Origin of the sequence: Streptomyces sp. NPDC006925 (assembly GCF_042869575.1) — a bacterium.
Taxonomy (GTDB): domain Bacteria; phylum Actinomycetota; class Actinomycetes; order Streptomycetales; family Streptomycetaceae; genus Streptomyces.
On record NZ_JBIAGB010000002.1, the window covers coordinates 93,308 to 116,787 of the forward strand.

A 23,480-nucleotide genomic window follows, 5' to 3' on the forward strand; every position below is an offset into this window, starting at 1 on the left:
GTGCTCCGTACCGTCGGCAGACTCCGCCGCACCGCCGCACCGCCGGGCAGCCAGAAGCGATCGGCCAAGGGCGTTCATCAGTTGGTATGAACTGCTGGGGTGGCTGCCGGGCTGTCGGGCCGCCGCGGGCTGGGATGGTCGGCATGAGGGTGACGAGAGCGCGCGGACGCGGACCGGCGGGCCGAGCGGCGGTACTGCTGCCGGCAGGGCTCGCCGTACTGGGAGCGGCGACCGGGAGCGGCGAGTCGGCCGCGGCGGCGGAGCGTCCGCGGCCGGTCGTCGCACCGTACTACTCCCAGGGCTGGGGTGATCCGCCCGATCCGGGAGCGGTCCTGCGGAAGACGGGAGCGGACGGGTTCACCTTCGCGTTCATGCTGAGCGCGGGCGGGTGCGAGCCGCGCTGGGACGGGGTGCGGCCGCTGAGCGGCGGGGCGGACGAGCGCGCCCTGTGGGCGGTGCGGGTCGCGGGTGGCCAGCCCGTCGTCTCTTTCGGCGGCGGCAGCGGACGCAAGCTGGAGCAGGACTGCGCCGACGCCGCGGCGTTGGCCCGGGCCTACCGGAAGGTGATCCGCACCTACGGGTTGCGCGCGATCGACATCGACATCGAGACGCGCACCTACGAGAGCGCCGCGGCCCGCCGCCGGACGGTGGAGGCGCTCAAGCGGGTCAAGGCCACCCATCCCGGACTCGCCGTCCATGTGACGCTGCCCAGCGGCCGGAGCGGGCCGGACGCCCGGCTGATCGGGACCGCAGCGCGGGCCGGACTGGAGCCGGACTCCTGGACGATCATGCCGTTCGCCTTCGGGAGCGGGCCGCCCACCACCGCGAGCGGTGTGCAGCAGGCGCGCGAGCTGGACATGGGCCGCGCCACGGTGCGGGCGGCCGAGGGGCTGGCCGCGCGGCTGCGTGCGGCGTACGGCTACGACGCGGCCACCGCCTACGCGCACAGCGGCATCTCCACCGTGAACGGCATCACGGTGCATCAGGAACGCGTCACCGTAGCGGATTTCCGCGCCATCGCGCGCTACGCGCGCGAACGGCGGTTGGCCCGGCTGGCGTTCTGGTCGGTCAACCGGGACCGGCCGTGCGGCACGCTGCCCTATCCGGCAGCCGACCGCTGTTCGGGAGTCGCCCAGCGGCCGTGGGCGTTCACCCGGGCGTTGACGGGAGCGCGGTGGTGACGGTGGGCTCCTCGACGGCGTCGCCGCCGACGCGCATCGCCGGGAGGGTCGCGAAGATCGGCAGCACCGGGAACGTGGTCGGGCCGGGCAGCAGGGAGCCCGCGGTGGACACCTCCGGCTCCGGTTCCGCCGCGCGGGCGCTCTCCGCCCGCTCCTGTTCCGGCGCGGCGTCGGCGTCGGTGTCCGGCTCACGCCGTATCAGGTAGGCGGCGAGCCCGCCCGCCAGGAACAGCGCCAGCACCGAGACGGCCGTGCCCAGCCAACTGGCCCCCAGCCACTGGGCGCCGAGGTAGCCCAGTCCCACGCTGTAGGCGGCCCAGGCCACCCCGGCCAGCGCCGACCAGGGCACGAACTCCCGTGCCCTGCGGTGTGTCACGCCCGCGGTGAGGCTGACGACCGAGCGTCCGGCGGGTGCGAACCGGGCGAGCACGACGAGGGCGCCGCCGCCCTGCGAGAGCGCGCGGCCGAGCTGCTCCTGCGCCGAGGTGAGTCTGCGGGAGCGGGCGACGGCCCGGTCGAAGCGGTCACCGCCCCGCCAGGCCAGCCGCCAGGCTGCCAGGTCGCCCAGCACCGAGGCGCAGGCGGCGCACAGCATCAGCAGGAGTACCTCGACCGGCTGGCCGCTCCCGGCCGCGCTGCGCGCTGCGGCGCTGGGCAGGTCGGCGGCGTCCGCGGCGGTGGTCCCGGCGGCCGCTGTGGACGCGGCGATCACCAGGACGCCGCTGGGCAGCACGGGCACGAAGACATCGAGCAGTACGGACACGGCGATGACCACGTAGATCCACGGGGATCCGGTCACCGACCCCAGGATTTCCGGCACTGCTGTCCCCGTTTCTTCCCCTGCCCGGTCTCTCGCCGTTCGGCGGTCTACCGCCGTACAGCGTACGCCCGGATCCCTCGCTCAGGGGCGCTGGGGGCGTGCCGCGACACTCCTGCGGCTCCGCCGGACACCGATCTCACAAGATCGGACCAGCGGAGCACCATGCGGCAGTGGAGGCCGGGATGAGAGTAGGGATGCGCACCGCGGGAGCGGTGGGAGCCGCGGCCGCCGCGGCGGTGGCGCTGCTCGCCGGGAGCGGGACGAGCACGGCCGGGGAACGGGCCGCGGACGGCGTCCCGCCGCGTGCGGCGGCCCCCGGCGGGCGCGCCGGTCCGGACGGTGCCGCCCATGCGGCGCCCGGCGGCGCCGCCTCCCGGCGGGCGGCCGACGGCCCCCATGGCGTCGACGGCACGGACAGCACGGCCCACGCCGCCGACCGGCAGCCCTTCCAGCAGCCGTTCCTGGTGCGCGAGGACCAGTTCTCGCCCGCGAACGCCTTCATCCGTCCCGACGCGATCACCTACGACCAGGCCCGGGTCCCGGCCGGGGCCGGTATCACGGTGGCGCGGCGGGCCACCCGGCACGGCACCACCGTGTGGTTGCGGGTGCGCGGCCTGCTCCCGGACCGCACCTACGGGGCGCATGTCCACACCCGGCCGTGCGGGGGCCGGCCCGGTGACGCGGGGCCGCACTACCAGCACCGCCGGGCCCCCCGGCAGCCCTCCACCGACCCCCGCTACGCCAATCCGCGCAACGAGGTGTGGCTCGACGTCACCACCGACTCCGCGGGCCGGGGCAGTGCCGTCTCGCGGCACGGTTGGACCTTCCGGCCGGGCGGGGCCGGATCGGTCGTGCTGCACGAGCGGGCGACCCGGACCGGGCAGGGGCACGCGGGTGCGGCCGGTGCCCGGCTGGGCTGTTTCACGGTCCCGCTCAGCGGCGGCTGATCCGCTGAGCGGCGACCGGGTGTCCCGCCCGGGTGTGAGCGGGGGTCAGCCCGCTCCGCCCGTGGTGGAGTCGGCCTGGTCGAGCCGGCCGGCGAAGACGCGCTCCAGGCCGGAGCGCGGGGTGCCGTCCGGCGCGGAGGTCGCCGGGCGCGCCTGGTGGAGCGCGTAGGAGGCGTCGCGGCCGTGCAGGGTCAGCGTCATCAGCATGTTGCCGAACCAGGGGCCGCCGGTGCGGCGCCACCGGAACGGCGGCTTCTCGGTGCGGGCGTGCCGTTCCAGGGCCTGCCCGAGCCGCCGCCCGGCCCGGCTCCAGCCGAAGCGGAAGCCCGAGCGCAGCACCGCGGGGATGTCGTTGTGTATCGGCGAGCAGGTGAGCTGCACGACCCGGGACCGCCGGCCGCCCCCGGAGACCTTCAATCCGTCCAACTCCGGCTCGGTGACGTAGGCGTGGTGCACGTCGCCGGAGAGGACACTGACCGAGGCGGGGGCTTCCTGGTCGGCCGCCACCCGCTCGATCAGTTCGGTCAGCGCGCGGAAGGAGCGCGGGAAGGCCGCCCAGTGCTCCAGGTCGGCGCGCTGCCGCAGCTTCTCGCTGAACCGCGCCCAGCGCGGTCCGCGCGCCCCCGAGCACAGGGCGTTGTTCCAGCTCTCCAGGCCGTGCACGGCGGGCGGCAGCAGCCACGGCAGCGAGGTGCCCAGGACCAGATGGTCGACGGCGCCCGGGCCGCCGTCGAGCACCTGCTCGTGCAGCCAGTCCAGTTCTTCGTCGTCGAGCATCCGCCGCTCGTTCTCGGGCAGCACCCGGCCGGCCCGGGTGTCGATCATCACCAGCCGGACCCGGCCGAAGTCCCGGCGGTAGCTCCACCGGGCCGCGGTCGGGTCCTGGTCGGCGCGTTCGGCGAAGGCGCGCAGCGGCGCGGCCCCGTCGTCGGCCTGCCGTACGGCGGCCAGGACCGGGTCCTCGGCGAGTTCGGCGGGGGAGAGGTTGCCCAGGTGCTGATGGACCCAGTACGAGGTGAGACCGCCCAGGATGCGCTCGCGCCACCAGTCGGTGGCGCGGATCTCGCGCTGCCACGCCTCGCTGGTGTTCCAGTCGTCGATCACGTCGTGGTCGTCGAAGATCATGCAGCTCGGGACGGTGGACAGCAGCCAGCGCACCTCCGGGTCCAGCCAGGACTCGTAGTACAGCTCGGTGTATTCCTCGTAGTCGGCCACCTGTCCCCACGGCGGCTCGGCCAGGTCGCGGTCGCGGGCGAGCTTCGCGCGGACCCGCTCGGAGGTCTCGTCCGCGTAGACCTGGTCGCCCAGCAGGAGCAGTACGTCCGGACGCGGGCCGCCGGAGAGCATCTGGTGGGCCAGCGCGTCCAGCGCGTCGGGACCCATGGGGTCGTGCCGGGAGTCCGCGGGGCGGGCGGCCCAGCGGCAGGACCCGAACGCCATCCGGAGCGGGGCCGTCTCCTCGGGGGCCGCCTCGGGCGGCGGCAGGGTGCGGATGGTGCTGGTGGGGAAGGACGAGTCGGGCAGTGGCCAGACCTGTTCGCCGTCGAGCGTGACGCGGTAGGGGGTCTCGGTGCCCGGCTCCAGTCCGACGACGGTGATCAGCGCGTAGTGGTGTCCGGCGACCTGCCAGGTGCGGGCGGAGCCGCCCGCCGTCGTGCCCTCGCAGTGCACCTCGGCCCGGCTGGGTCCGGAGGTCTCCACCCAGACGGTGGCGGTGTCCTGGTCGACGTAGCGCAGCAGCGGGCCCAGTCGGAGGCCGGTCATGCGCATCTCCCTCGTCCGTGTGGCACCCGTACGGTGCGGGCCTTGGACCCGCACCGTACGGAACGAGGGAGCTGTCCGACCAGTTTCCGGCAGCTTCCGGCCCGGACGCCGGAGGCTGCGGCAGCGGGCCGGAGTCCGCGGATCAGCAGCCGGAGAGCACCTTCTCCAGGGCCGCCTTCTCCTCGGTGTCGGCGGTCATGCCGTAGGTGTCCTTGACCCAGACCCACATGCGCGCGTAGGTGCAGTGGTAGCCGGAGGACGGCGGCATCCACTCGGCGGGGTCCTTGTCGCCCTTTTCCTGGTTGACGTTGTCGGTGACCGCGAGCAACTGGGCGATCTCCAGGTTGTTGGCCAACTCCTCGCGCTTGTCCTGGGTCCAGCCGGAGGCACCGGAGCGCCACGCCTCGGCGAGCGGGACGACGTGGTCGATGTCCAGGTCGGAGGGCTCCGTCCAGGTCTCGCCGTCGTAGGGGCTGGTCCAGCTCCCCTTCGTCGGGTAGCAGTCGTCGCCGGTCTCCACCCCTTCGCCGTCCCGCTTGAGGACGGCCTCGCGGGTGTTGCAGTTGTCGCCCTGGCTGCTCCAGTGCGGGAACTTGTCGCGCGAGTAGCCGTCCATCGAGCCCTCGGCCTGTTCGGACAGGCCGTCGAGCATCGTGCGCGCCTCGGACGCGCTCGGCGGTGTGGGTGGCTCGGCGGCGGCCGGGGAGGCGCCCAGGGTGAGGGCCACCAGCAGGCCGCTGACGGCGGCGGCGAGGACGGCCAGGAGCGCTGTCCAGCGTCGACGCGCGTAGCGGGTGAGGGTTGTCCGGTGTGTGTGCGCCATGCGAACTCCCGTGATGTGGGGGGAAGTCGAGCAGTTCTGCGAGAGTCGTTGCTTCGGACCGTGCGGCACACAGCCTGGCGGTCGTGTGCACGTCACATCAAGAGCCTGCCCGGGAATCCGCCTCCGGCCACCCGCGATACACCCATCCGACGGACGGCGTACGGGAGTTGGTCACCGCGGCCGCCGCTGCCCCGACACCGGCGAAGCGGGCCGGCGGAGCGTCGATCGCACCTGTGGGCGGGCATCGCGTAGAGTCGGATGCGTCTGAAGGGGAGTAGCTCTTCGCCGGACCGTCGACACACTGGCCCGCCGCGCGCGGACCCGGCGCCCGGAGCGTGACGTCCGCCACAGGTGGCGGCGCCGCGCCAGCGAGACCTTCGGCCCGCAGTGTCCGCACCCGTGCCCCGTGCACGGACAGCCATGACGCTGCCGTGCCGAAGTGTGTGCTCGCGCCGGTGCGGCAGCCCGACCACGGAGGACCCCGTGCTCAGCCTCTCCGTCGCCGCCGTCGTGTTCGGCGTCGTCTTCCTCGCCGAGTTGCCGGACAAGACAGCCCTGGCCGGGCTGATGCTCGGCACCCGCTACCGCGCCTCCTACGTCTTCGCGGGCGTCGCCGCGGCCTTCCTCGTGCACGTCACGCTCGCCGTCGCGGCGGGCAGCGTCCTCACCCTGCTGCCGCACCGGCTGGTGCAGGGCATCGTGGGCGTGCTGTTCCTGCTGGGCGCCGCGACCCTGCTGTTCAAGAAGGACGACGAGGAGGAGCCGACCCGCACGCCCGCCGACCAGTCGTTCTGGAAGGTGGCCGGCAGCGGCTTCATGCTGATCCTGGTCGCCGAGTTCGGCGATCTGACCCAGATCATGACCGCCAACCTCGCCGCCCGCTACGACGACCCCCTCTCGGTGGGCCTGGGCGCCGTCCTCGCCCTGTGGGCCGTGGCCGCACTGGGCATCCTGGGAGGCCGCACCCTGATGAAGTACGTCCCACTGCGGCTGATCACCCGGGTGGCAGCGCTGCTGATGCTGGCGCTGGCCGCCTTCAGCCTCTACGAGGCGCTCGCTCCCTAGCCGGAGCGCCCGCCGGGCCGGTCGGGTCGCGGACCGGTCCGGCGGGCGGGCCGCCGCCGGAGCCGCCGTGCCGCAGTCGCAGCCGGGCCCCCGCCGGCCACCGCGGGGCCGCCGCGCCGTCCCCCGAACGGAGGCGGCCGGCGGGCCGGGCGCCGCCCGGCACGGCACCGTGGGCGGTATGAGCGGGGAACACGCGGCACCGGCGCCCCGCGGGGTGCTGCTGCCGATCGGGGCGCTCCTGCTCGGGATGCTGCTGGCCGCACTCGACCAGACGATCGTGGCGACGGCCCTGCCCACCATCGTCAGCGACCTCGGGGGCATGGACCACCTCTCCTGGGTGGTGACCGCCTATCTGCTGGCGGTGACGGCGGCCACCCCGCTGTGGGGCAAGCTCGGCGACCAGTACGGGCGCAAGCGCCTCTTCCAGGCCGCGATCGTGATCTTCCTGGTGGGCTCCGCGCTGTGCGGAGCGGCGCAGGACATGCCGCAGCTCATCGGCTACCGCGCCGTGCAGGGCCTGGGCGGCGGCGGGCTGATCACCCTGTCCATGGCGATCGTGGGCGACCTGGTGCCGCCCCGGGAGCGGGGCCGCTACCAGGGCCTGTTTGGCGCGGTGTTCGGAGCGACCAGCGTGCTCGGACCGCTGCTGGGCGGCTTCTTCACCCAGCACCTCGACTGGCGCTGGGTCTTCTACGTCAACCTGCCGATCGGCGCCGTCGCGATGGCGGTCATCGCGCTCGCGCTGCACATCCCGGCGCGCTCCGAGCGGCACCGGATCGACTACCTGGGCACGTTCCTGATCGCGTCCGCCGCCACCTGCGTCGTGCTCGTCACCTCGCTGGGCGGCACCACCTGGCCGTGGGACTCGGTGCAGGTCTACGGGCTGGCGGTGCTGGCGGTGCTCCTGCTGGGCTGTTTCGTGCCGGTCGAGCGGCGGGCGGCGGAGCCGGTCCTGCCGCCGGGCCTCTTCGCCGTGCGCAACTTCAGCCTGTGCGCGGCGATCAGCTTCGTCGTCGGGTTCGCCATGTTCGGCGCCATGACCTATCTGCCCACCTTCCTCCAGGTCGTGCACGGGATCACACCCACCATGTCGGGCGTGCACATGCTGCCCATGGTGCTGGGGCTGCTGTTCTCCTCCACCCTCTCCGGACAGCTGATCACCCGCACCGGGCACTGGAAGGTCTTCCCGGTGCTGGGCACGGCGGTGACCACGGTCGGGCTGCTCCTGCTGCACCGGATGACCCCGGACAGCTCACAGTGGGAGATGGGCGGCTACTTCGCCGTCTTCGGCCTCGGCCTCGGTCTGGTGTTCCAGGTGCTGGTGCTGGTCGCGCAGAACGCCGTGGGCTACGCGGACCTGGGCGTGGCCACCTCGGGCATCACCTTCTCCCGCTCGGTGGGCGCCGCGGTCGGGGTGGCGGTCTTCGGCGCGCTGTTCGCCTCCCGGCTGGGCGGCGAACTCTCCGCTGCGCTGCGCGGCAGGGCCCTGCCCGCCGGGATCAGCCCCGACACCCTGCGCCGCGACCCGCAGTCGATCGGCCGGCTGTCGCCCGGCGCCCGGCGCGGGGTGCTGGACGCCTACTCCGCCTCCATCACGGATGTCTTCCTCTACTCCGCGCCGCTGGCCGCGCTCGCGTTCGCGCTGACCTGGCTGCTGCGTCAGCAGCGGCTGCGCCGCAGCGTGCAGGTGCCGGACGAGAGCGAGACGCTGGGCGCCTGCCCGGTCGAGCGCAGCTCGGCGGACGAGGTCACCCGGGCCCTCTCACGGCTCAGCACCATCGAGGGCCGGCGCGGCCTGTACGCGGAGATCGCCCGCGGTGCCGGACCCGATCTGGCTCCCGCCGCCGTGTGGATGCTGCTGCGCGTCCATTACGACGGTCCCGTCGAGCCCGCGCTGCTGGAGGACTCCGGGTCGGTGCCGCCGCACGTTGTCGCGGAGGGGGCACGGCAGTTGGAGGAGTGCGGGCTGGCGACCCGGGCCGGCCTGGAACTGGTGGCCACGCCGCGCGGCGAGCAGGCGGCGCGGGCCCTCGCGGACGCCCGGCAGCAGGAGTTGGCCGATCTGCTGGGGGACTGGTGGACGCCCGACCGCCCCACCGACCTGACGGAGCTGGTGCGCGAACTGACCGCGGAGAGCGGCCGGTCGCAGCCGCCCGGGTGAACCGCCCGGCCGGGGCGCCCGCGCGGGTCGCGACATCGGCCGACTCGTCCGCCGTGGGCCCTTTCCCGCCCTGTCGGCTTTTCCTGTGTGCTTGACCCTGACCGACCCGGACCGCGTATCGTCCAGCGTTGGACAGTTACTGGCGATTCGGGCACGGCGGCCGTGAACCGGACGGCGTGCTGGTGCCGGGGGAGGGGAGCGGGATGGCGGGGGACGGACCATGTCCCGGGTGCGGTCGGAGCGCGGCGGAGTGCCCGTCCGCCGACCGGCCCGGTTGCGGCGGCGGAGCCGGGCAGGAGGGCGGCCCGGCGGTCCGGGAGCCGGTCCCGGGCACCGCCCGGGAGCCCGCGTCCGCCGACCCGTTGCACATCCGCCCCTATGTGCGCCTGCTGGGGAGCGACCCCGTGCGGGCGCCGGACGGGGAAGCCCCGGGTGAGGGTCAGGACGGTGCTCCGGCGGGCGCGCCCGAAGGATCCGGTCCGCCGCCGGTGCCGGACGCCCGCGCGGACGCCCATGTGCCGCTGCCCGACCTCGCTCCGCCCGCGGCCCGGGGCGCGCAGGAGACGGCCGGACTCCCGGACGCAGCAGGACCGGACGGCGCGGACGCCGCAGGACCGGACGCCGCGGGCACCGCAGGACAGGACGGTGCGGATGCCGCGGACGCCGCAGGGTCCGACGCCGCGATAGCCGCGGGCCTCCACCGCGCGGAGCGCCCCGCGGCCGACGGGCCGGCTCCCGTACGGCACCGCCGGATGGCCGAGCGCCGCAGACCCAGCACCGCGGTGTTCGCCGGGGTCGGGGTGGCCGCCGTGCTCGGCGGCGGCCTGCTGACCACCCAGCTGCTGACCGACGACGGCAGCCGCGCCGCGGACGGCCGCGCGCTGCGCCACACGCCGACCGGTGCGCCCGACGAGGACCCGCACCCCGCCTCCCCGTCCGCGACCCCGACGCCGCAGCGCGAGCGCCCCGCGCCGTCTCCCTCCCGGTCGAGCGCCCCGGCGTCCCCGCGCGCCGACCGCGACAGCGGCAAGCACACGGCGAGCCCGTCGCCCTCCGGGGGTGGCCGGGAAGAGGCGGCGGAGCCGACGGGCCGGTCCGAGGGGCGGGAGCGAGGGCGTCGGCGCCCGGAGCATCCGGAGCGCCGCTCGGGGAAGACGCTGCGCCCCGGCGACTCCGGCGTCGCGGTCGTCGAACTCCAGCGCAGGCTGAAGCAGGCCGGCTACTACGACCTGCGGGCCGAGGAGGACGGCGTGTACTCCTCGCGCGTCCAGGAGGGCGTCTTCCGGTACCAGGCGCACTACCGGCTGTGGGACGACGCCCCTGGTGAGTACGGTCCCGCGACCCGCCGCCACCTGGAGGCCCGCACCTCGGGGTGAGCCCGGGCCGCGCCCGGACTGGCCCGGAGCCGCTCCCGCTTTGTATGATGAGGAAACAAATGGTCCCGCCCGTGCCCCTCGCCTGACGGAAGGGGCGTCCCTGACCGGCGGGCGGGCCATCTGTCCTTCCTCGCCCATGAGCCCGCCAAGCCGCCCGCCCCGCGCGAGCCCCGCGCGCCGACCGCGACCCCGGGAGCCTTCCGCATGCCCGCACCACAGCTCACCGTCCGCGCGCTGCTGCTCGACATGGACGGCACGCTCGTCGACTCCGACGCCGTCGTCACCCGGGTCTGGCGGGGCTGGGCCGCCGAGCAGGGACTCGACCCCGACCACGTCATGTCGGTCGCGCACGGCCGCCAGGGCCATCTGACGATGGCCACCCTGCTGCCGGACCGCCCCATGGAGCAGAACCGCGCGGAGAACCGCGTCCTGCTGGCCCGGGAGACCGCCGACACCGAGGGGATCGTCCCCGTGCCCGGCGCCCCCGCCTTCCTGGCGGCGCTCCGGGACCTGCCGCACGCCCTGGTGACCTCCGCGACGGCCGAGCTGGCCGCGGCCCGGATGGCGGCCGCGGGGCTGGCCATGCCCGCGGTCCGGGTCACCGCCTCCGACGTCGGCGCCGGGAAACCCGACCCCGAGGGCTTCCTCAAGGGCGCCGCCGAGCTGGGCTTCCCGCCGCACGAGTGCGTCGCCTTCGAGGACTCGGGCGCCGGTGTCGCCGCGGGCCTGGCCGCCGGGATGCCGGTCGTCGGCGTCGGCCCGCGCGCCGCAGAGCACGGCCCCACGGTGCACGTCGCCGACCTGGACCGGGTGCGCGCCACCCGCCTTCAGGACGGGCGCGTGCGCCTCACCTTCGAGGGCTGACTCACTTCTTCGGCGGCGCCTGCTGCACGACCTCGAAGGACCAGGTCTCCGAGCCGGTCGCCGCGGGCTTCGGCCGCTCGGCGCCCCCGCCGCCGGACCCCGCGCCCTCCGCGCCGCCGTCGTCGCCCTTCGCCCGCTGGTGGGCCCCCTTCATGGGGCCGTTCATCCACGCCTGGAAGGACTCCTCGTCCCGCCACCGGGTGTAGACGAGGTAGCGGTCGCTTCCCTCCAACGGACGCAGCAGCTCGAACCACTCGAATCCGTCGGCGCTCTCCACGAAGCCCTTGCGCGCGGCGAACCGCTGCTCCAGCACCTCCCGCTGGTCGTCCGGTACGGTCAGCGCGTTGATCTTGACGATGCTCATGGGCCCATCCTGCCGCACCGCCCCGGGCCGGCTCACCGCCCGGGGACGCCCCGGCTGCCGGGGCGTCCCCGCCCCCCGGCAGCCGGGCCCCGCAGGCTCCGCCCGCCCCGTGCGCCGGCTGGTCCGGTGCGGACGGTCCGCGCGCCGGCCGGTCCCGTGCGCCCGCTCCTGCCGTCCCGGTGGCCGGGCGCGCGGAGATGTCAGGTAGCGAGTAGGTTTCTCGCGTCTGAACCTGAGGGCTCGCCCTCGGGGGGTGGAGCGGATCCGGGTGTCCGCGGGGGAACGCGGACGGAACACCGGCGGACAGGACGGAGACGGCGGGGCGTGGCGGCGGAAACGGTGGCGGACGGCGAGGGGCCGGACCGGGGCGGCGAACGACACCTGTCCGGGGGCGGGCCGTTGGGGAAGCTCCCCGGGCCGTGGGGGCGGCTGGGCTCCCGCGCGGGAATGCTGCTGGCGGGGCTGTGGCTGCTGGCGCTGGCGCTGGCCGTCCGGCAGGCGGCCGCCGTGCTGCGGCTCCCCAGGGACGAACGCCTCGTGGACCTGTTCTCCTGGACCGGCGACAACGGCGTGCTGCGGGTGCACGGTTCCCTCTACGACGGGGGCGCGGCGTTCACCGGGACGCCGTTCGCGGGCCTGGTGCTCAAGCCCCTCACCCGGGCCGCCGAACAGGGGCTCGGCGTGGTCTGGACGTTCGGCACCCTGCTGCTGGTCGCCGCCGTCGGCGCCGTGGCCGCCCGGACACTGCCCGGCCCGGTCTCGCGGCGCACCGCGCTCTTCGCCCTCCCGGCCGCGCTGAGCCTGCTGGTGCTCTCGGTCCCGGTACGCAACACCTTCCACCTCGGGCAGACCAGCATTCTGCCGGTGCTGCTGGTGCTGGTCGGCTGGCTGGCGGGCGGCGCGGACCGGCACCGGAAGCAACACGGCCCGGCGGGCGGGCCGTTCGCGGGCCCGCGCGGGCAGGCCGCGGTGGCGCTCGCCGGAAAGGCGCAGGGCGTACTGATCGGGGTGGCCGGCGCGCTGCAGCCCGCCACCCTGCTCTTCGTCCCGCTGCTGTGGCTCACCGGGCGCCGCAGAGCCGCCGTCTCGGGCGCCGGGACGTTCCTGATCTGCACCCTGGCCGCCTGGGCGGCCATGCCGGACGACTCATGGACCTACTGGATCCACCACGTCGCGGGGGTCGGCCTGGGCGACGCAGCGGACGCGACCGCCAACCAGTCGCTGCACGGAGCGCTGCTGCGCGCCGGACTGCACGGGGCGCCGGAGGCGGTGCTGTTGGCGGTGCTGGTCCCCGCCGTCGGGTGGCTGGCGCTGCGCCGGGCGGTGCGGTACGCGCGGGACGGGCAGCTCCTGCTCGCCGCCGCCGTGGTGGGATGCGCCGCCGTGGCCGCCTCCCCGACCGCCTGGCAGCACCAGCAGCTGTGGGTGCTGCTGGCGCTCGTGGGGCGCGTCGGCCGCCGCACCGGGGACCGGCTCGTGTGGCCGGTCTTCGTGGTGATGGTGATGACGCTGGACGGCAGCGCGCTGGTCCCCAAGATCGCCGCGTTCGGCATGCTCGGCGAGAACGCGGTGCTGCTCGCGGCCCTGCTGGCCTCCTGCGTCGTGCCGTTCCTGCTGCGGGAGGCCCCGGCCTGGGCGGCGCCGCAGCCCTCGGGCCCGCTCAGCCGCCCCAACCTGATGCTGGAGCTGCTGCTCATCCGGGTCGGCTACTGGGCCTACTCCTACGTCCGCGGCCACGCGCCCGACTCGCGCTCCCTCGCCGAGGGGCACGGGGACCAGATACTGGCCGCCGAGCGGTTCCTGCACCTCGATGTCGAGCACAGCCTCAACAAGCTGGCCGCGCGCACGGAATGGCTGCGGGAGGCCGGGGACACCTACTACACGACGTTCCACTTCCTGGTGCCGATCGTCCTGCTGGGCTTTCTGTACGTGCGCCGGGCGCCGCAGTACCGCGCGGCGCGCACGGCGCTGAGCTTCGCCACCCTGCTGGGGCTGGCGGGCTTCTGGCTGTACCCGCTGGCACCGCCGCGGCTGATGCCGGGGCTGGGCTACATCGACACGGCGCACGGTCCGCAGGACCTGTCCGACCCGGACTTCGGCGCGCTCACCCAGCTCTCCAACCAGTACGCGGCGATGCCCTCGCTGCATGTGGGCTGGTCGCTGTGGTGCGCGATCGTCGTCTTCCTGCTCACCCGGAACCGCTGGCTGCGGGCGCTGGGCGCGCTCTATCCGCTGCTGACCACCTTCGTGGTGATGGCCACCGCCAACCACTATCTGCTCGACGCGGTGGGCGGGGTCGCCGTGGTGACGGCGGGCTTCTACGGCCAGCGCCGGTTCGCCCGGATCCGGGGCACGGGGAAGCGGGCCGGGGGCCGGTCCGCCGACGCGTCCGCCGACCGACCCGGCCGGGGTGCTGCCGGGGGCGACGGGACCGACGACGGGCCGCCCGGCACGCGGAGCGGTCCCGAGGCCCTGCCGGACGGCCCGGACGGTCCGGATGCCGTCAGCGGTGCAGCTTCAGCCCCTTCACCGCCCGGTCCACCGAGTTCCGGGGACCGTAGAGCGCCAGCCCGGCGAGACTGAGCTTCTCCGCCTCGACGGCCCGCACGGCCGCACGGTTGTCCGCGTCGTTGCCGGTGGCGAACATCTCGTCGGTGTAGACGGCGATCGCCAGTCCGCGGGAGAGTGCGCGCCGGTGGGCCGCGGCAAGCCCTTCCCGGTCGGCGGCGAAGCACAGCACGGGCTCGCGGAGCAGCGGAAGGTAGCGGTTGCCCGAGCCGTCCTCGTACGGCTCGCCGGTCACCTCGCCGGAGACGCCGGCGATCCCGCTGGCCAGGAACGCGGTCACATTGAGTTTCTGCCAGTCCGCGAGGTCCGGGCGGACCAGCACGGCGGCCTTGGTGTCGAAACGCATGCGCCCACTCTGCGTGCGGCCGGCCCCGGCCGTCTTGAACGCCGGTGCGGCGGCGGCGCGGCGGCCGGCCGTCGGACTGGCAGACTGTGACCTGGGGGAACGCGTCGCGAGGCGGGATGTGAAGGAGGGCCGCGGTATGGGTGAGGGCTCCGGGCCGACGGGCGCAGCGCCCGGCGACTGGGTGCGCTACTGGCGGGCGCCGGACCGGCCGCTGGAGGCCATGCGGGCCCACTTCACCGGCCATGTCTTCCACCGACACAGCCACGACGCGTACTCCTTCGCGGTGACCGAGACCGGAGCCCAGCGGTTCCGCTGCCGCGGCGGGGACCACACCAGCGCCGAGGGCATGGTGATGGCCTTCAACCCGGACGATCCGCACGACGGCGAGTCGGCGGGACCGGCCGGCTTCACCTACCGCATCGTCCACCTGGGGCCCGATCTGGTGCGCTCCGTCCTCACCGACGCCGTCGGCCGGGACGCCCCGATGCCGTTGTTCCCCGAGCCGGTGCGTACCGACCGGGTGCTGCGGACGGCGCTGCTGCGGCTGCACGCCGCCCTGGCGGGCGGGCCCGCCGCGAGCGCGCTGGTCCGGGAGGAGCGGCTCACCGAGACGGTGATCGCGATGGTGCGCCGCGGCGCGCGCACCCCGGCCCACACGACGGCCCCGCGCGTCGGTTCGGCGGCGGTGCGCCGGGCCCGGGAGCTGTTGGCGGAGAGCTGGGACCGGGAGGTTCCGGCGGAGCTGCTGGCGCGGTCGGCCGGTTGCAGCAGGTTCGCCCTCTACCGCGCCTTCCGCGCGGAGTTGGGGATGCCGCCCAGCGACTTCCAGCGGCAGCTGCGGCTGCGGGGCGCCCGGCGGATGCTCTCGGAGGGCGCCACAGCGGCCGAGGCCGCCGCGGTCTGCGGGTTCGCGGACCAGGCGCATCTGCACCGCTGGTTCGTCCGCTCCTACGGCGTCACACCGGGCGGCTACGCGCGGGCCGGGGGTGTGCCGCGGCCCGGCTGCCGGCCCGGGGTCAGCGGTAGTCGACCCGCAGTTCCTTGATGCCGTTGATCCAGGCGGAGCGGAGGCGGCGGGGTTCCGGTCCGGCCAGCCGGATACCGGGGGCGAGATCGGCCACGGCCTGGAAGATGAGGTCGATCTCCAGCACGGCCAGGCTCTTGCCCAGGCAGAAGTGCGGGCCCCCGCCGCCGAAGCCGAGGTGCGGGTTGGGGTCGCGGGTGATGTCGAAGGTGCCCGGGTCCGCGAAGACCTCCGGGTCGTTGTTGGCCGAGGAGTAGAAGAGGCCGACCCGGTCTCCGGCCGGGATCCGCACCCCGCCCAGCTCGGTGTCCCGGGTGGTGGTGCGCTGGAAGGAGACCACGGGCGTCGCCCAGCGCACGATCTCCTCGGCCGCCGTTGCGGGCCGCTCGCGGCGGAAGAGCTCCCACTGCTCGGGGTGGGTGAGGAAGGCGTGCATGCCGTGGCTGATGGCGTTGCGGGTGGTCTCGTTGCCCGCGACGGCCAGCAGGATCACGAAGAACCCGAACTCGTCCGCGCTGAGGTTGCCTTCGCCCTCGGCCGCCACGAGCCGGCTGACGATGTCGCCGGCGGCCCCGGCGGGGCACTCCTTGCGGGCCTGGGCCATCGTCATGGCGTACGAGATGAGCTCCGCCGCCGAGCGGGTGCCGACCTCCTCGGTGATGGCGTACTCGGGGTCGTCGTAGGCGACCATCTTGTTGGACCAGTCGAAGATGCGGGAGCGGTCCTGCTGGGGGACGCCGATGAGTTCGGCGATGGCCTGCAGCGGCAGTTCGACGGCGATGTCGGTGACGAAGTCGCCGCTGCCGCCTTCCCGGGCGCTGCGCACGATCCGGTTGGCGCGCTCGCGCAGGGCGGCCTCCAGCGCCCGGACGGCGCGGGGCGTGAAGCCGCGCTGCACGATCTGCCGGACCCGGGTGTGTTCGGGCGGGTCCATGTTGAGCATGATCAATTTCTGGATGTCGATCTGCTCGCGGCTCATGTGCTCGGCGAACCGGATGACGGCGGTGTTCAGGTTGGAGGAGTAGAGCTCCGGACGGGTGGAGACCTCTTTCACGTCCGCGTGCCGGGTCACCGCCCAGTACCCCTCGTCGTCGAAGCCCGCCACGCCGCGCGGCTGCCGGACCCACCACACCGGCGCCGTCTCGCGCAGCAGGGCGAACTCGGGCAGCGGGACGCGGTCCTGGTAGACGTCCGGGTCGGTGAGGTCGAACCCGTCGGGCAGCGCGGGGCAGGAGGACATCGGCAGCTCCACTCCATCGTCGGCGTGCTGACGGCGGCGTCCGCGGCGCGCGTGGGTGCCCGGGGCGGTGGCGGCGCACGGGTACGCCGCCCGAGCCCTCCTGACGTTCCGTCAGAATCGCCCTGAAGGTAGTAACGGGTTCCACAGGAGGCAAGAGGCGCGGCCCGGTTCCCGTGTACGGAGCGTGCAAAGGTGTGTGCTGCGGGGTGCGCAAGACCCTTGCGCCCCGGCGAGTGGGCTCCGCACACTGTCCCGGAGAACTAGAACGCGTACTAGTTGTGCTGGTGGGGAGCCAGCCGGGCTGGAGAGGACGAGTCATGGCCGCCGAACCCGTCATCGTCGAAGCAGTGCGCACCCCCATCGGCAAGCGCTCCGGCGCCCTGGCCACCCTGCACCCCGCCTATCTGCTGGGGGAGACCTACCGCGAACTCCTGGACCGCACCGGTCTGCAGGCCGACTGCGTCGAGCAGATCGTCGGCGGCACCGTCACCCACGCGGGCGAGCAGTCCATGAACCCGGCCCGCAACGCCTGGCTGGCCGTCGGCCTGCCCTACGAGACCGCGGCCACCACCGTCGACTGCCAGTGCGGCTCCTCCCAGCAGGCCAACCACATGGTCGCCAACATGGTCGCCGCCGGGGTCATCGACGTCGGCATCGGCTGCGGCGTGGAGGCCATGTCCCGCGTTCCGCTGGGCAGCGGGTCCAAGCACGGTCCTGGCAAACCCTTCCCCGACGAGTGGCACGTCGACCTGCCCAACCAGTTCGAGGCCGCCGAGCGCATCGCCCGCCACCGCGGCCTGTCCCGGGAGCGGGTCGACGCGCTCGGCCTCCTCTCCCAGGAGCGCGCCGCCACCGCGTGGGCCGAGGAGCGCTTCAAGCGGGAGACCTTCGCGGTGCAGGTGCCCACCACCGAGGAGGAGCAGGCGGCCGGGCAGGGCATGTGGTGCCACGTCGACCGCGACGAGGGGCTCCGCGACACCTCCATGGAGGCCCTCGCCGGGCTCAAGCCTGTGCTGCCCACCGCTGTCCACACGGCCGGCAACTCCTCGCAGATCTCCGACGGGGCCGCCGCGGTGCTGTGGGCCTCCAAGCGCATGGCGCGGGCCCTGAAGCTGCGCCCCCGCGCCCGGATCGTCGCGCAGGCCCTGGTGGGCGCCGATCCGCACTTCCACCTCGACGGGCCCGTCGACGCCACCCGCGCGGTGCTGGGCAAGGCCGGGATGTCCCTCGGGGACATCGACCTCGTCGAGATCAACGAGGCGTTCGCCTCGGTCGTGCTCTCCTGGGCCCAGGTCTTCGAGCAGGACCTGGCGAAGGTCAACGTCAACGGCGGCGCCATCGCCCTCGGTCACCCCGTCGGTGCGACCGGCGCCCGGCTCCTCACCACCGCACTCCACGAACTCGAACGCGCGGACAAGGAGTTCGCCCTGATCGCCATGTGCGCGGGCGGCGCCCTGTCCACGGCCACCATCCTGCAGCGGCTGTAGGGTGCGGCGGCTCCGGCGGACGCAGGGCCCGCGGCCTCCGACGGCTGCGGGACCGGCGGTGCCCGGCCGCGGCTACCGGGCCGGGTCCGCGGTGTGTGCCGGGGCGGTCGCCATGCGCAGCAGTGTCTCGGCGGCGGAGCGGGCGTGCTGTGCCGGGGTCGGTGAGTCGGTGATGGAGGCGTTGCTCATCGCGCCGTCGAGCAGCACGGCCAGCTGAGAGGCGAGCCACTCCGGCTCCGCAGCTCCGGTCTCGTGCGCCAGGCCCCGCAGATAGCCGCGGACGGCGCCCTTGTGCTCGCGTACCGCGTCGACCACTCCCTGGGAGTCGGCGCCCAGTTCGCCGAAGGCGTTGATGAACGCGCAGCCGTGGAAGTCCGGACCGTCCACCCAGTCGTAGAGCCAGTCGAAGACCGCCAGTACCCGCTCCTCGGGGTCGGTGTGCCGGGACACCCGCTCCTCCAGTGCGTTCCTGGCCCACCTGTCCCGGCGGCGCAGATACGCCTCCACCAGCGCGCCCTTGGACGGGAAGCACTTGTAGATCTTCTTCAGCGAGACGCCGCTGGCGTCCCGGACCCGGTCCATGCCCACGGTCTGCACGCCGTGTGCGTAGAAGAGCGCATCCGCCGCGCTGAGGATGCGCGCCTCGGTCGTGGCGTCGCTGTCCATACTCCCCGTTCTCCCCACGTCTTGAGAACCTCCGTTCTCTACGATACTGTCTTGCCCGATCGGAGAACGAGCGTTCTCCGATCGTCAACGGGGAGAACGGGGGACCCGAGCGTGGTCGAGCACCCGCTGCGGTACGCGGCGCGCTCGGGTGAGCCGGCGGGGACCGGGCCGGATGCGGTCCCGGTCGTCGCCGGCCCGAGCGCAACGGCGCCGCCGACCGGGCCGAGCGCCCTGCGCAGCCCGCCGCGAAGCGCTGCGCTGCGGGGCCGCCCTGCGCGCGGGCCGCGTACGCGCGGACCCCTCCCAGCACGGAAGCCGGCTCCGGTGACCCCCCGCTGAGCGCACCGGACGTCCCGGGCCACGGCAGCGGGTCGCGCCGCCGGGAGCAGAGCCGCGAGCCTCCGCGGACCGCGGGCTCGCCCTGAGACCCGTGTTCCTGCCCGTCGGGGTCGGGCAGGAACACGGGGCCTCACCCCGCCGATGATCCCCCGGATCCCGGTGGCGGCGCGGAGGCCGCGCCGCCTGCCCGTTCGCTCGGGCCCGGGGCCGGCTCCGCGAACACCGGCGCCGCCTCGAAGGCGGCGCGCCGGGTGGCCCGGCGCAGCGCGCGCAGCACGGTGCCCCCCAGGGTCAGGGTGAGCACCACGGTCAGCAGCGCCCTGGGCACGTCCCAGCCGAGCGAAGTGGCCAGCACGTAGGCCCCGTACCGGGCCAGGTTCTCCGGCAGCGGATCACCGGGCACGAACGAGAGGCCCGAGCCGAGGCCCGCGATGTAGGGCCAGCCCTGCAGATTCATGATCAACCCGTAGAGCAGTGCGGACACCGCGCCGTAGCCGGCGAGCAGCACCCGCTCCCGGCCGCCGCGCAGCGTGGCCGGGGCGGGCAGCAGCCCGGCGCCCATGGACACCCAGCCCATCGTGAGCATCTGGAAGGGCATCCAGGGGCCCACCCCGCCCGTCAGCAGCGCCCCGGCGAACATCGAGACGGCACCCAGCACGAACCCGAAGCCCGGTCCCAGCACCCGGCCGGAGAGCACCATCAGGAAGAACATCGGCTCCAGGCCCGCCGTGCCCGCCCCCAGCGGCCGCAGCGCGGCACCGGCCGCCGCCAGCACGCCCAGCATCGCCACGGCCTTGGCGTCCAGCCCGGTCTCGGAGACGGTCGCCACGGCGACCGCCAGCAGCAGCGGGAGCAGGGCCGCGAACAGCCAGGGGGCGTCCCGCGAGTGCGCCAGCCCGGACGCCCGGTCGGCCAGCAGGGGCCAGGCGAAGGCCGCCACACCGGTGGCGCTGGTGAGCACCAGCGCCACCACCGACCGCGGGCCCAGCCGCACCGCGCGCACGGCACGGTCGTCGCGCCCGGCCCGGTCTCCGCGCTCGCTCCGGTCGTCACGACGGTCACGGCCGCCGCGCCCGTCACGGCCGGTGTCCGGCGCCGCGGTACGGCGGCTCACAGCGCCTCCCGCACCTGGCCGACCGTCAGCCAGGGCTGCGGGGCGAGAATCTTGGAGACCTGCGGGGCGTAGGCCGGTGAGGAGGTGATGACCTCGTCGGTGGGCCCGTCCGCCACGGTCTCGCCCTGTGCGAGGACGACGACGCGGTGCGCCAGCTCCGCCACCAGCTCGACGTCGTGGGTGGCGAGCACGATCGCACGGCCCTGCGCCGCCAGCTCGCGCAGCAGCACCACCAACCGGGACTTGGCCGCGTAGTCCAGCCCCCGGGTCGGTTCGTCCAGCAGCAGCAGCGGTGGCCGGGCCGTCAGCACGATCGACAGCGCCAGGGCCAGCCGCTGTCCCTCGGACAGATCGCGGGGGTGGGTGCTGTCCGGCACTCCGGGAAGCAGCCGGGAGACCAGCGCCCGGCAGGTGCCGGGTGCGGCGTCCGCGTCGGCGTCCGCGGTCCGGCACTCGCGGCCGACGGTCTCCGCGTAGAGCAGGTCGCGCGGCTCCTGCGGGACGAGGCCGACGTGCCGCAGCAGTTCGGCCGGCCGCGTGCGGTGCGGAGTCCGGCCGCCGACGGAGACCTGGCCGGAAGTGGGCCGGTGTATTCCCACGAGTGTGTTCAACAGGGTCGACTTGCCCGCGCCGTTGCGCCCCATCAGCGCCGTGGTGCGCCCGGCGTGCAGCGTGAGGGAGACCTCATGCAGAGCGGTGACGCGGTCGCGGACCAGGCCGAGCCGGGAGACCTCGGCGACCGGTCGCCTCCCTGCCGCCGGGGAGTCCGCCGCCGCGGGCGCGGCAGTGGGCGCGGGCCGGTCCGCCAGCCGTCGGCGCAGCGCGTCCGCGCGGCGGCGCGCATCCCGTACCGACAGCGGAAGCGGGTTCCAGCCCGCCAGTTCGCCCAGCTCCACCACCGGGGGCCGCACCGGGGAGACCGCCAGCAGGGCGGCCGGATCGCCGATGCGGGCCGTACCCCGGTGGTCCGCGCCGCCGCCGGACGGTGCCGCAGCGGGGTCGGAGGTGCCGGGGGCGCCGAGGACGGAGGCTCCGGAGCCAGGGGCGTCCGCGTCCGCCGGTCCCGCCCCTCGGCCCCGCTCGCCGTCCGGCGCCAGCAGCAGCATCCGGTCCGCGTACTGCACCACGCGCTCCAGCCGGTGCTCGGCCATCAGCACAGTGGTGCCCAGGTCGTGCACGAGCCGCTGCAGCACGGCCAGGACCTCCTCGGCGGCGGGCGGGTCCAATGCCGAGGTGGGTTCGTCGAGGACGAGCACCCTGGGATGCGGGGTGAGGACCGAGCCGATGGCCACGCGCTGCTGCTGGCCACCGGAGAGGGAGGCGATCGGGCGGTCCCGCAATTCGTTGAGGCCGAGCAGGTCGAGGGTCTCCTCGACCCGGCGGCGCATGGTCCCCGGCGGCAGTCCCAGGGACTCCATGCCGTAGGCCAGTTCGTCCTCGACCGTGTCGGTGACGAAGTGGGCCAGCGGGTCCTGGCCGACCGTGCCCACGACGTCCGCGAGTTCGCGCGGCTTGTGGGTCCGGGTGTCGCGGCCCGCCACGGTCACCCGGCCCCGCAGGGTGCCGCCGGTGAAGTGCGGTACCAGGCCCGCGACGGTGCCCAGCAGGGTGGACTTGCCCGCCCCGCTGGGGCCGACGAGCAGACACAGCTCGCCCTCGGGTATGTGGGCGTCCACCACCGGGAAGGCGGGGCCGTCCGCGCCGTCGTGGACGACGCTGACCTGCTCGAAGGTGATCACCGGGTGCTCTCCTCCTCGTGCTGCCGGTCCCGCAGTGCCCGCGGGATCCGGGCCCTGGGGGCCGTCCGCGCGTACGGTCCCGCCTCCCGCTCGTGCGGTTCGCGCCCGCTGCCGTCGACGGTGCTGTTGGCGCGGGCGCCGCTGCTGTCGCTGGTGCGGTCCGTGCGGGTGTGGCTGCTGTCGCTGGTGGGGTCGCCCTTGCCCTTGCCCTTGCCTTTGCCTTGGTCGTCTTGGGCTCCGGTTGCTCGGGGGCGTTCGGTGGCCGGTGCGGCCCGGTGCGCCTCGGCCATGGGCGCACGGCGGGCGCCGGCGGATGCGGGGCCGCCGCCGGGCCGGTTTCCGGGGAGGGCCGGTACGGGCGCGAGGAAGCCCGGCAGCAGGCCGAGCAGGACGGCGGCAGCGGGCCAGAGCGGGAACGGGGGAGCGGCCAGCGGGACGGCCGGCGGGTTCATCGGGTCCGGCAGCGCGCCGGCCGCCGCGGTCAGCAGCGCGGCGACGGCGGCACCGGACGCCGACACCAGCCAGGCCCGGACTCCCCAGCGGTCGGGGCGGTACCGGGTGCGGGCTGCCCGCCTGCCGCCGAGCCGCAGCCCGGCCAGCGCGAGGACCAGGCCCGCCAGCAGGAGCGGCAGTCCGAACCCGGCGCCCGCGGCGGCCAGCAGGCCGTAGGTACCCGCGCACACGCCGAGCAGCCCGCCGAGCGTCAGCGCCGTGGTGGTGCGGCGCACCGCGGCCGGAACGCGCGCCGTCCGGCCGTAGCCGCGCGCGTCCATCGCCGCCGCGAGCGCGACCGAGCGCTCCAACGCGCCCTCCAGGACCGGCAGCGCGACCTGCGCCACCCCGCGCAGCCCGCGGTCGTCCCGCCCGCGCAGCCGCCGTGCCGCGCGCAGCCGCCGTACGTCGGCCACCAGGTGCGGGGCGAACGTCATCGCCACCACCACCGCGACGCCCGCCTCGTAGAGGGCGCCGGGCAGGGACTTCAGCAGCCGCGCCGGGTTGGCGAGCGCGTTCGCGGCGCCGACGCAGACCAGGAGCGTCGCCAGCTTGAGCCCGTCGTACAGCGCGAAGACCATGCCCTCCGCCGTGACCCGTCCGCCGATCCGTACCCCACGGGCCCAGTCGGGCAGCGGCACTTCCGGGAGTTCGACGAGTACGTGGCTGCCGGGGATGGGGGAGCCCAGGAGGAAGGCGAAGACGAGGCGGATGGTGAGGACCAGCAGGCCCAGCTTCAGGAACGCGGTGTAGGAGCGGGCCCAGGGCGCGTCGGTGCGGCGGGCCGCGACGACGTAGCCCGCCACCGCCATCAGCAGTCCCAGGAGGAGGGGATTGCTGGTGCGGGAGGCAGCGGTGGCCAGGCCCAGGGCCCAGAGCCACCACGCCCCCGGGTGCAGGGCGGTGCTCCGGGTGGAGAGCGGTGCTCGCACAGGAGAGCGGGTCACGGGCCCGGTACGAGCCCCGGGCTCTGCCCGGCGCTCTGTCCCCGACTCCGTGCCCGGTGGTGTCCCTCGCCCCGGCCCCGACGCCTTCCCGGGCCCCGGTCCCGGTGCCGGTCGGGGACGGGTGCGGAAGCCGAGGACGGCGCGCACTCCGGA

At 74.9% G+C, this 23,480-nt stretch carries 19 protein-coding genes; 9 read left to right on the forward strand and 10 right to left on the reverse strand.

The window, feature by feature from the left end; genetic code table 11:
* Nucleotides 1–143 precede the first annotated feature (143 nt).
* Nucleotides 144–1,181 (forward strand): chitinase, encoded by a 1,038-nt coding sequence (locus ACFYNS_RS03105; protein WP_388600396.1) that lies wholly within the window; start codon nucleotides 144–146, stop codon nucleotides 1,179–1,181.
* On the opposite strand, the gene ACFYNS_RS03110 is transcribed toward ACFYNS_RS03105, so the two are convergent.
* On the reverse strand, nucleotides 1,150–2,001 hold the full coding sequence (locus ACFYNS_RS03110; RefSeq protein WP_360298688.1) for a VTT domain-containing protein: 852 nt from the start codon (nucleotides 1,999–2,001) through the stop codon (nucleotides 1,150–1,152). The genes ACFYNS_RS03105 and ACFYNS_RS03110 overlap by 32 nt on opposite strands.
* 182 nt (nucleotides 2,002–2,183) lie before the next feature.
* Here ACFYNS_RS03110 and ACFYNS_RS03115 point away from each other — a divergent pair, with 182 nt between their 5' ends.
* Complete coding sequence (locus ACFYNS_RS03115) at nucleotides 2,184–2,948, forward strand: superoxide dismutase family protein (protein WP_388600398.1); 765 nt, start codon at nucleotides 2,184–2,186, stop codon at nucleotides 2,946–2,948.
* A gap of 45 nt (nucleotides 2,949–2,993) precedes the next feature.
* Here the strand turns inward: ACFYNS_RS03115 and ACFYNS_RS03120 are convergent, their stop codons facing one another.
* Nucleotides 2,994–4,712, reverse strand: a complete 1,719-nt coding sequence (locus tag ACFYNS_RS03120; RefSeq protein ID WP_388600401.1) for an alkaline phosphatase D family protein — start codon at nucleotides 4,710–4,712, stop codon at nucleotides 2,994–2,996.
* A 142-nt stretch (nucleotides 4,713–4,854) separates the two neighbouring features.
* Nucleotides 4,855–5,535 (reverse strand): HNH endonuclease family protein, encoded by a 681-nt coding sequence (locus ACFYNS_RS03125; protein ID WP_388600403.1) that lies wholly within the window; start codon nucleotides 5,533–5,535, stop codon nucleotides 4,855–4,857.
* A gap of 483 nt (nucleotides 5,536–6,018) precedes the next feature.
* On the opposite strand from ACFYNS_RS03125, the gene ACFYNS_RS03130 reads away from it, so the two are divergent.
* The 4 genes from ACFYNS_RS03130 (at nucleotide 6,019) to ACFYNS_RS03145 (ending at nucleotide 11,001) form a co-directional block, all read left to right on the forward strand.
* Nucleotides 6,019–6,600, forward strand: a complete 582-nt coding sequence (locus ACFYNS_RS03130) for a TMEM165/GDT1 family protein (protein WP_360300339.1) — start codon at nucleotides 6,019–6,021, stop codon at nucleotides 6,598–6,600.
* Nucleotides 6,601–6,778: 178 nt separating this feature from the next.
* On the forward strand, nucleotides 6,779–8,761 hold the full coding sequence (locus ACFYNS_RS03135) for an MDR family MFS transporter (protein ID WP_388600406.1): 1,983 nt from the start codon (nucleotides 6,779–6,781) through the stop codon (nucleotides 8,759–8,761).
* Nucleotides 8,762–9,249: 488 nt separating this feature from the next.
* A complete protein-coding gene (locus tag ACFYNS_RS03140) occupies nucleotides 9,250–10,137 on the forward strand; it encodes a peptidoglycan-binding protein (protein ID WP_388600409.1) in 888 nt (295 codons plus the stop codon).
* 204 nt (nucleotides 10,138–10,341) lie between these two features.
* Nucleotides 10,342–11,001 carry an HAD-IA family hydrolase gene (locus tag ACFYNS_RS03145; RefSeq protein WP_360300328.1) on the forward strand — a complete coding sequence of 220 codons (660 nt, stop codon included), beginning with the start codon at nucleotides 10,342–10,344 and terminating at the stop codon, nucleotides 10,999–11,001.
* Nucleotide 11,002: 1 nt separating this feature from the next.
* Here the strand turns inward: ACFYNS_RS03145 and ACFYNS_RS03150 are convergent, their stop codons facing one another.
* A complete protein-coding gene (locus tag ACFYNS_RS03150; protein ID WP_388600412.1) occupies nucleotides 11,003–11,365 on the reverse strand; it encodes an antibiotic biosynthesis monooxygenase family protein in 363 nt (120 codons plus the stop codon).
* A gap of 324 nt (nucleotides 11,366–11,689) precedes the next feature.
* Between ACFYNS_RS03150 and ACFYNS_RS03155 the strand changes: the two genes are divergently transcribed.
* Nucleotides 11,690–13,948, forward strand: coding sequence for a bifunctional glycosyltransferase 87/phosphatase PAP2 family protein (locus ACFYNS_RS03155; protein WP_388600414.1), 2,259 nt, complete (start codon nucleotides 11,690–11,692; stop codon nucleotides 13,946–13,948).
* Here the strand turns inward: ACFYNS_RS03155 and ACFYNS_RS03160 are convergent.
* The gene (locus ACFYNS_RS03160) at nucleotides 13,869–14,279 is read right to left on the reverse strand and encodes a DUF2000 family protein (RefSeq protein WP_360300322.1); all 411 of its coding nucleotides are present in this window, start codon (nucleotides 14,277–14,279) and stop codon (nucleotides 13,869–13,871) included. The two genes, ACFYNS_RS03155 and ACFYNS_RS03160, sit on opposite strands and share 80 nt — an antisense overlap.
* A 136-nt stretch (nucleotides 14,280–14,415) precedes the next feature.
* Between ACFYNS_RS03160 and ACFYNS_RS03165 the strand changes: the two genes are divergently transcribed.
* Nucleotides 14,416–15,324: an AraC family transcriptional regulator gene (locus ACFYNS_RS03165; protein WP_388600417.1), complete on the forward strand. Its 909-nt coding sequence runs from the start codon at nucleotides 14,416–14,418 to the stop codon at nucleotides 15,322–15,324.
* On the opposite strand, the gene ACFYNS_RS03170 is transcribed toward ACFYNS_RS03165, so the two are convergent.
* Nucleotides 15,296–16,543 carry a cytochrome P450 gene (locus ACFYNS_RS03170; RefSeq protein WP_388600420.1) on the reverse strand — a complete coding sequence of 416 codons (1,248 nt, stop codon included), beginning with the start codon at nucleotides 16,541–16,543 and terminating at the stop codon, nucleotides 15,296–15,298. The two genes, ACFYNS_RS03165 and ACFYNS_RS03170, sit on opposite strands and share 29 nt — an antisense overlap.
* A 317-nt stretch (nucleotides 16,544–16,860) precedes the next feature.
* On the opposite strand from ACFYNS_RS03170, the gene ACFYNS_RS03175 reads away from it, so the two are divergent.
* On the forward strand, nucleotides 16,861–18,030 hold the full coding sequence (locus tag ACFYNS_RS03175; RefSeq protein WP_388600422.1) for a steroid 3-ketoacyl-CoA thiolase: 1,170 nt from the start codon (nucleotides 16,861–16,863) through the stop codon (nucleotides 18,028–18,030).
* A 72-nt stretch (nucleotides 18,031–18,102) separates the two neighbouring features.
* Here the strand turns inward: ACFYNS_RS03175 and ACFYNS_RS03180 are convergent, their stop codons facing one another.
* The 4 genes from ACFYNS_RS03180 to ACFYNS_RS03195 all read right to left on the reverse strand — a co-directional run bounded on the left by ACFYNS_RS03180 (nucleotide 18,103) and on the right by ACFYNS_RS03195 (nucleotide 23,312).
* A complete protein-coding gene (locus ACFYNS_RS03180; RefSeq protein WP_360300310.1) occupies nucleotides 18,103–18,696 on the reverse strand; it encodes a TetR/AcrR family transcriptional regulator in 594 nt (197 codons plus the stop codon).
* A 469-nt stretch (nucleotides 18,697–19,165) separates the two neighbouring features.
* On the reverse strand, nucleotides 19,166–20,038 hold the full coding sequence (locus tag ACFYNS_RS03185) for an ECF transporter S component (protein WP_388600861.1): 873 nt from the start codon (nucleotides 20,036–20,038) through the stop codon (nucleotides 19,166–19,168).
* A 107-nt stretch (nucleotides 20,039–20,145) separates the two neighbouring features.
* Nucleotides 20,146–21,888, reverse strand: coding sequence for an ATP-binding cassette domain-containing protein (locus ACFYNS_RS03190; RefSeq protein ID WP_360301446.1), 1,743 nt, complete (start codon nucleotides 21,886–21,888; stop codon nucleotides 20,146–20,148).
* Nucleotides 21,885–23,312, reverse strand: coding sequence for an energy-coupling factor transporter transmembrane component T (locus ACFYNS_RS03195; RefSeq protein ID WP_388600426.1), 1,428 nt, complete (start codon nucleotides 23,310–23,312; stop codon nucleotides 21,885–21,887). The genes ACFYNS_RS03190 and ACFYNS_RS03195 overlap by 4 nt, the downstream gene beginning before the upstream one ends.
* Nucleotides 23,313–23,480 lie beyond the last annotated feature (168 nt).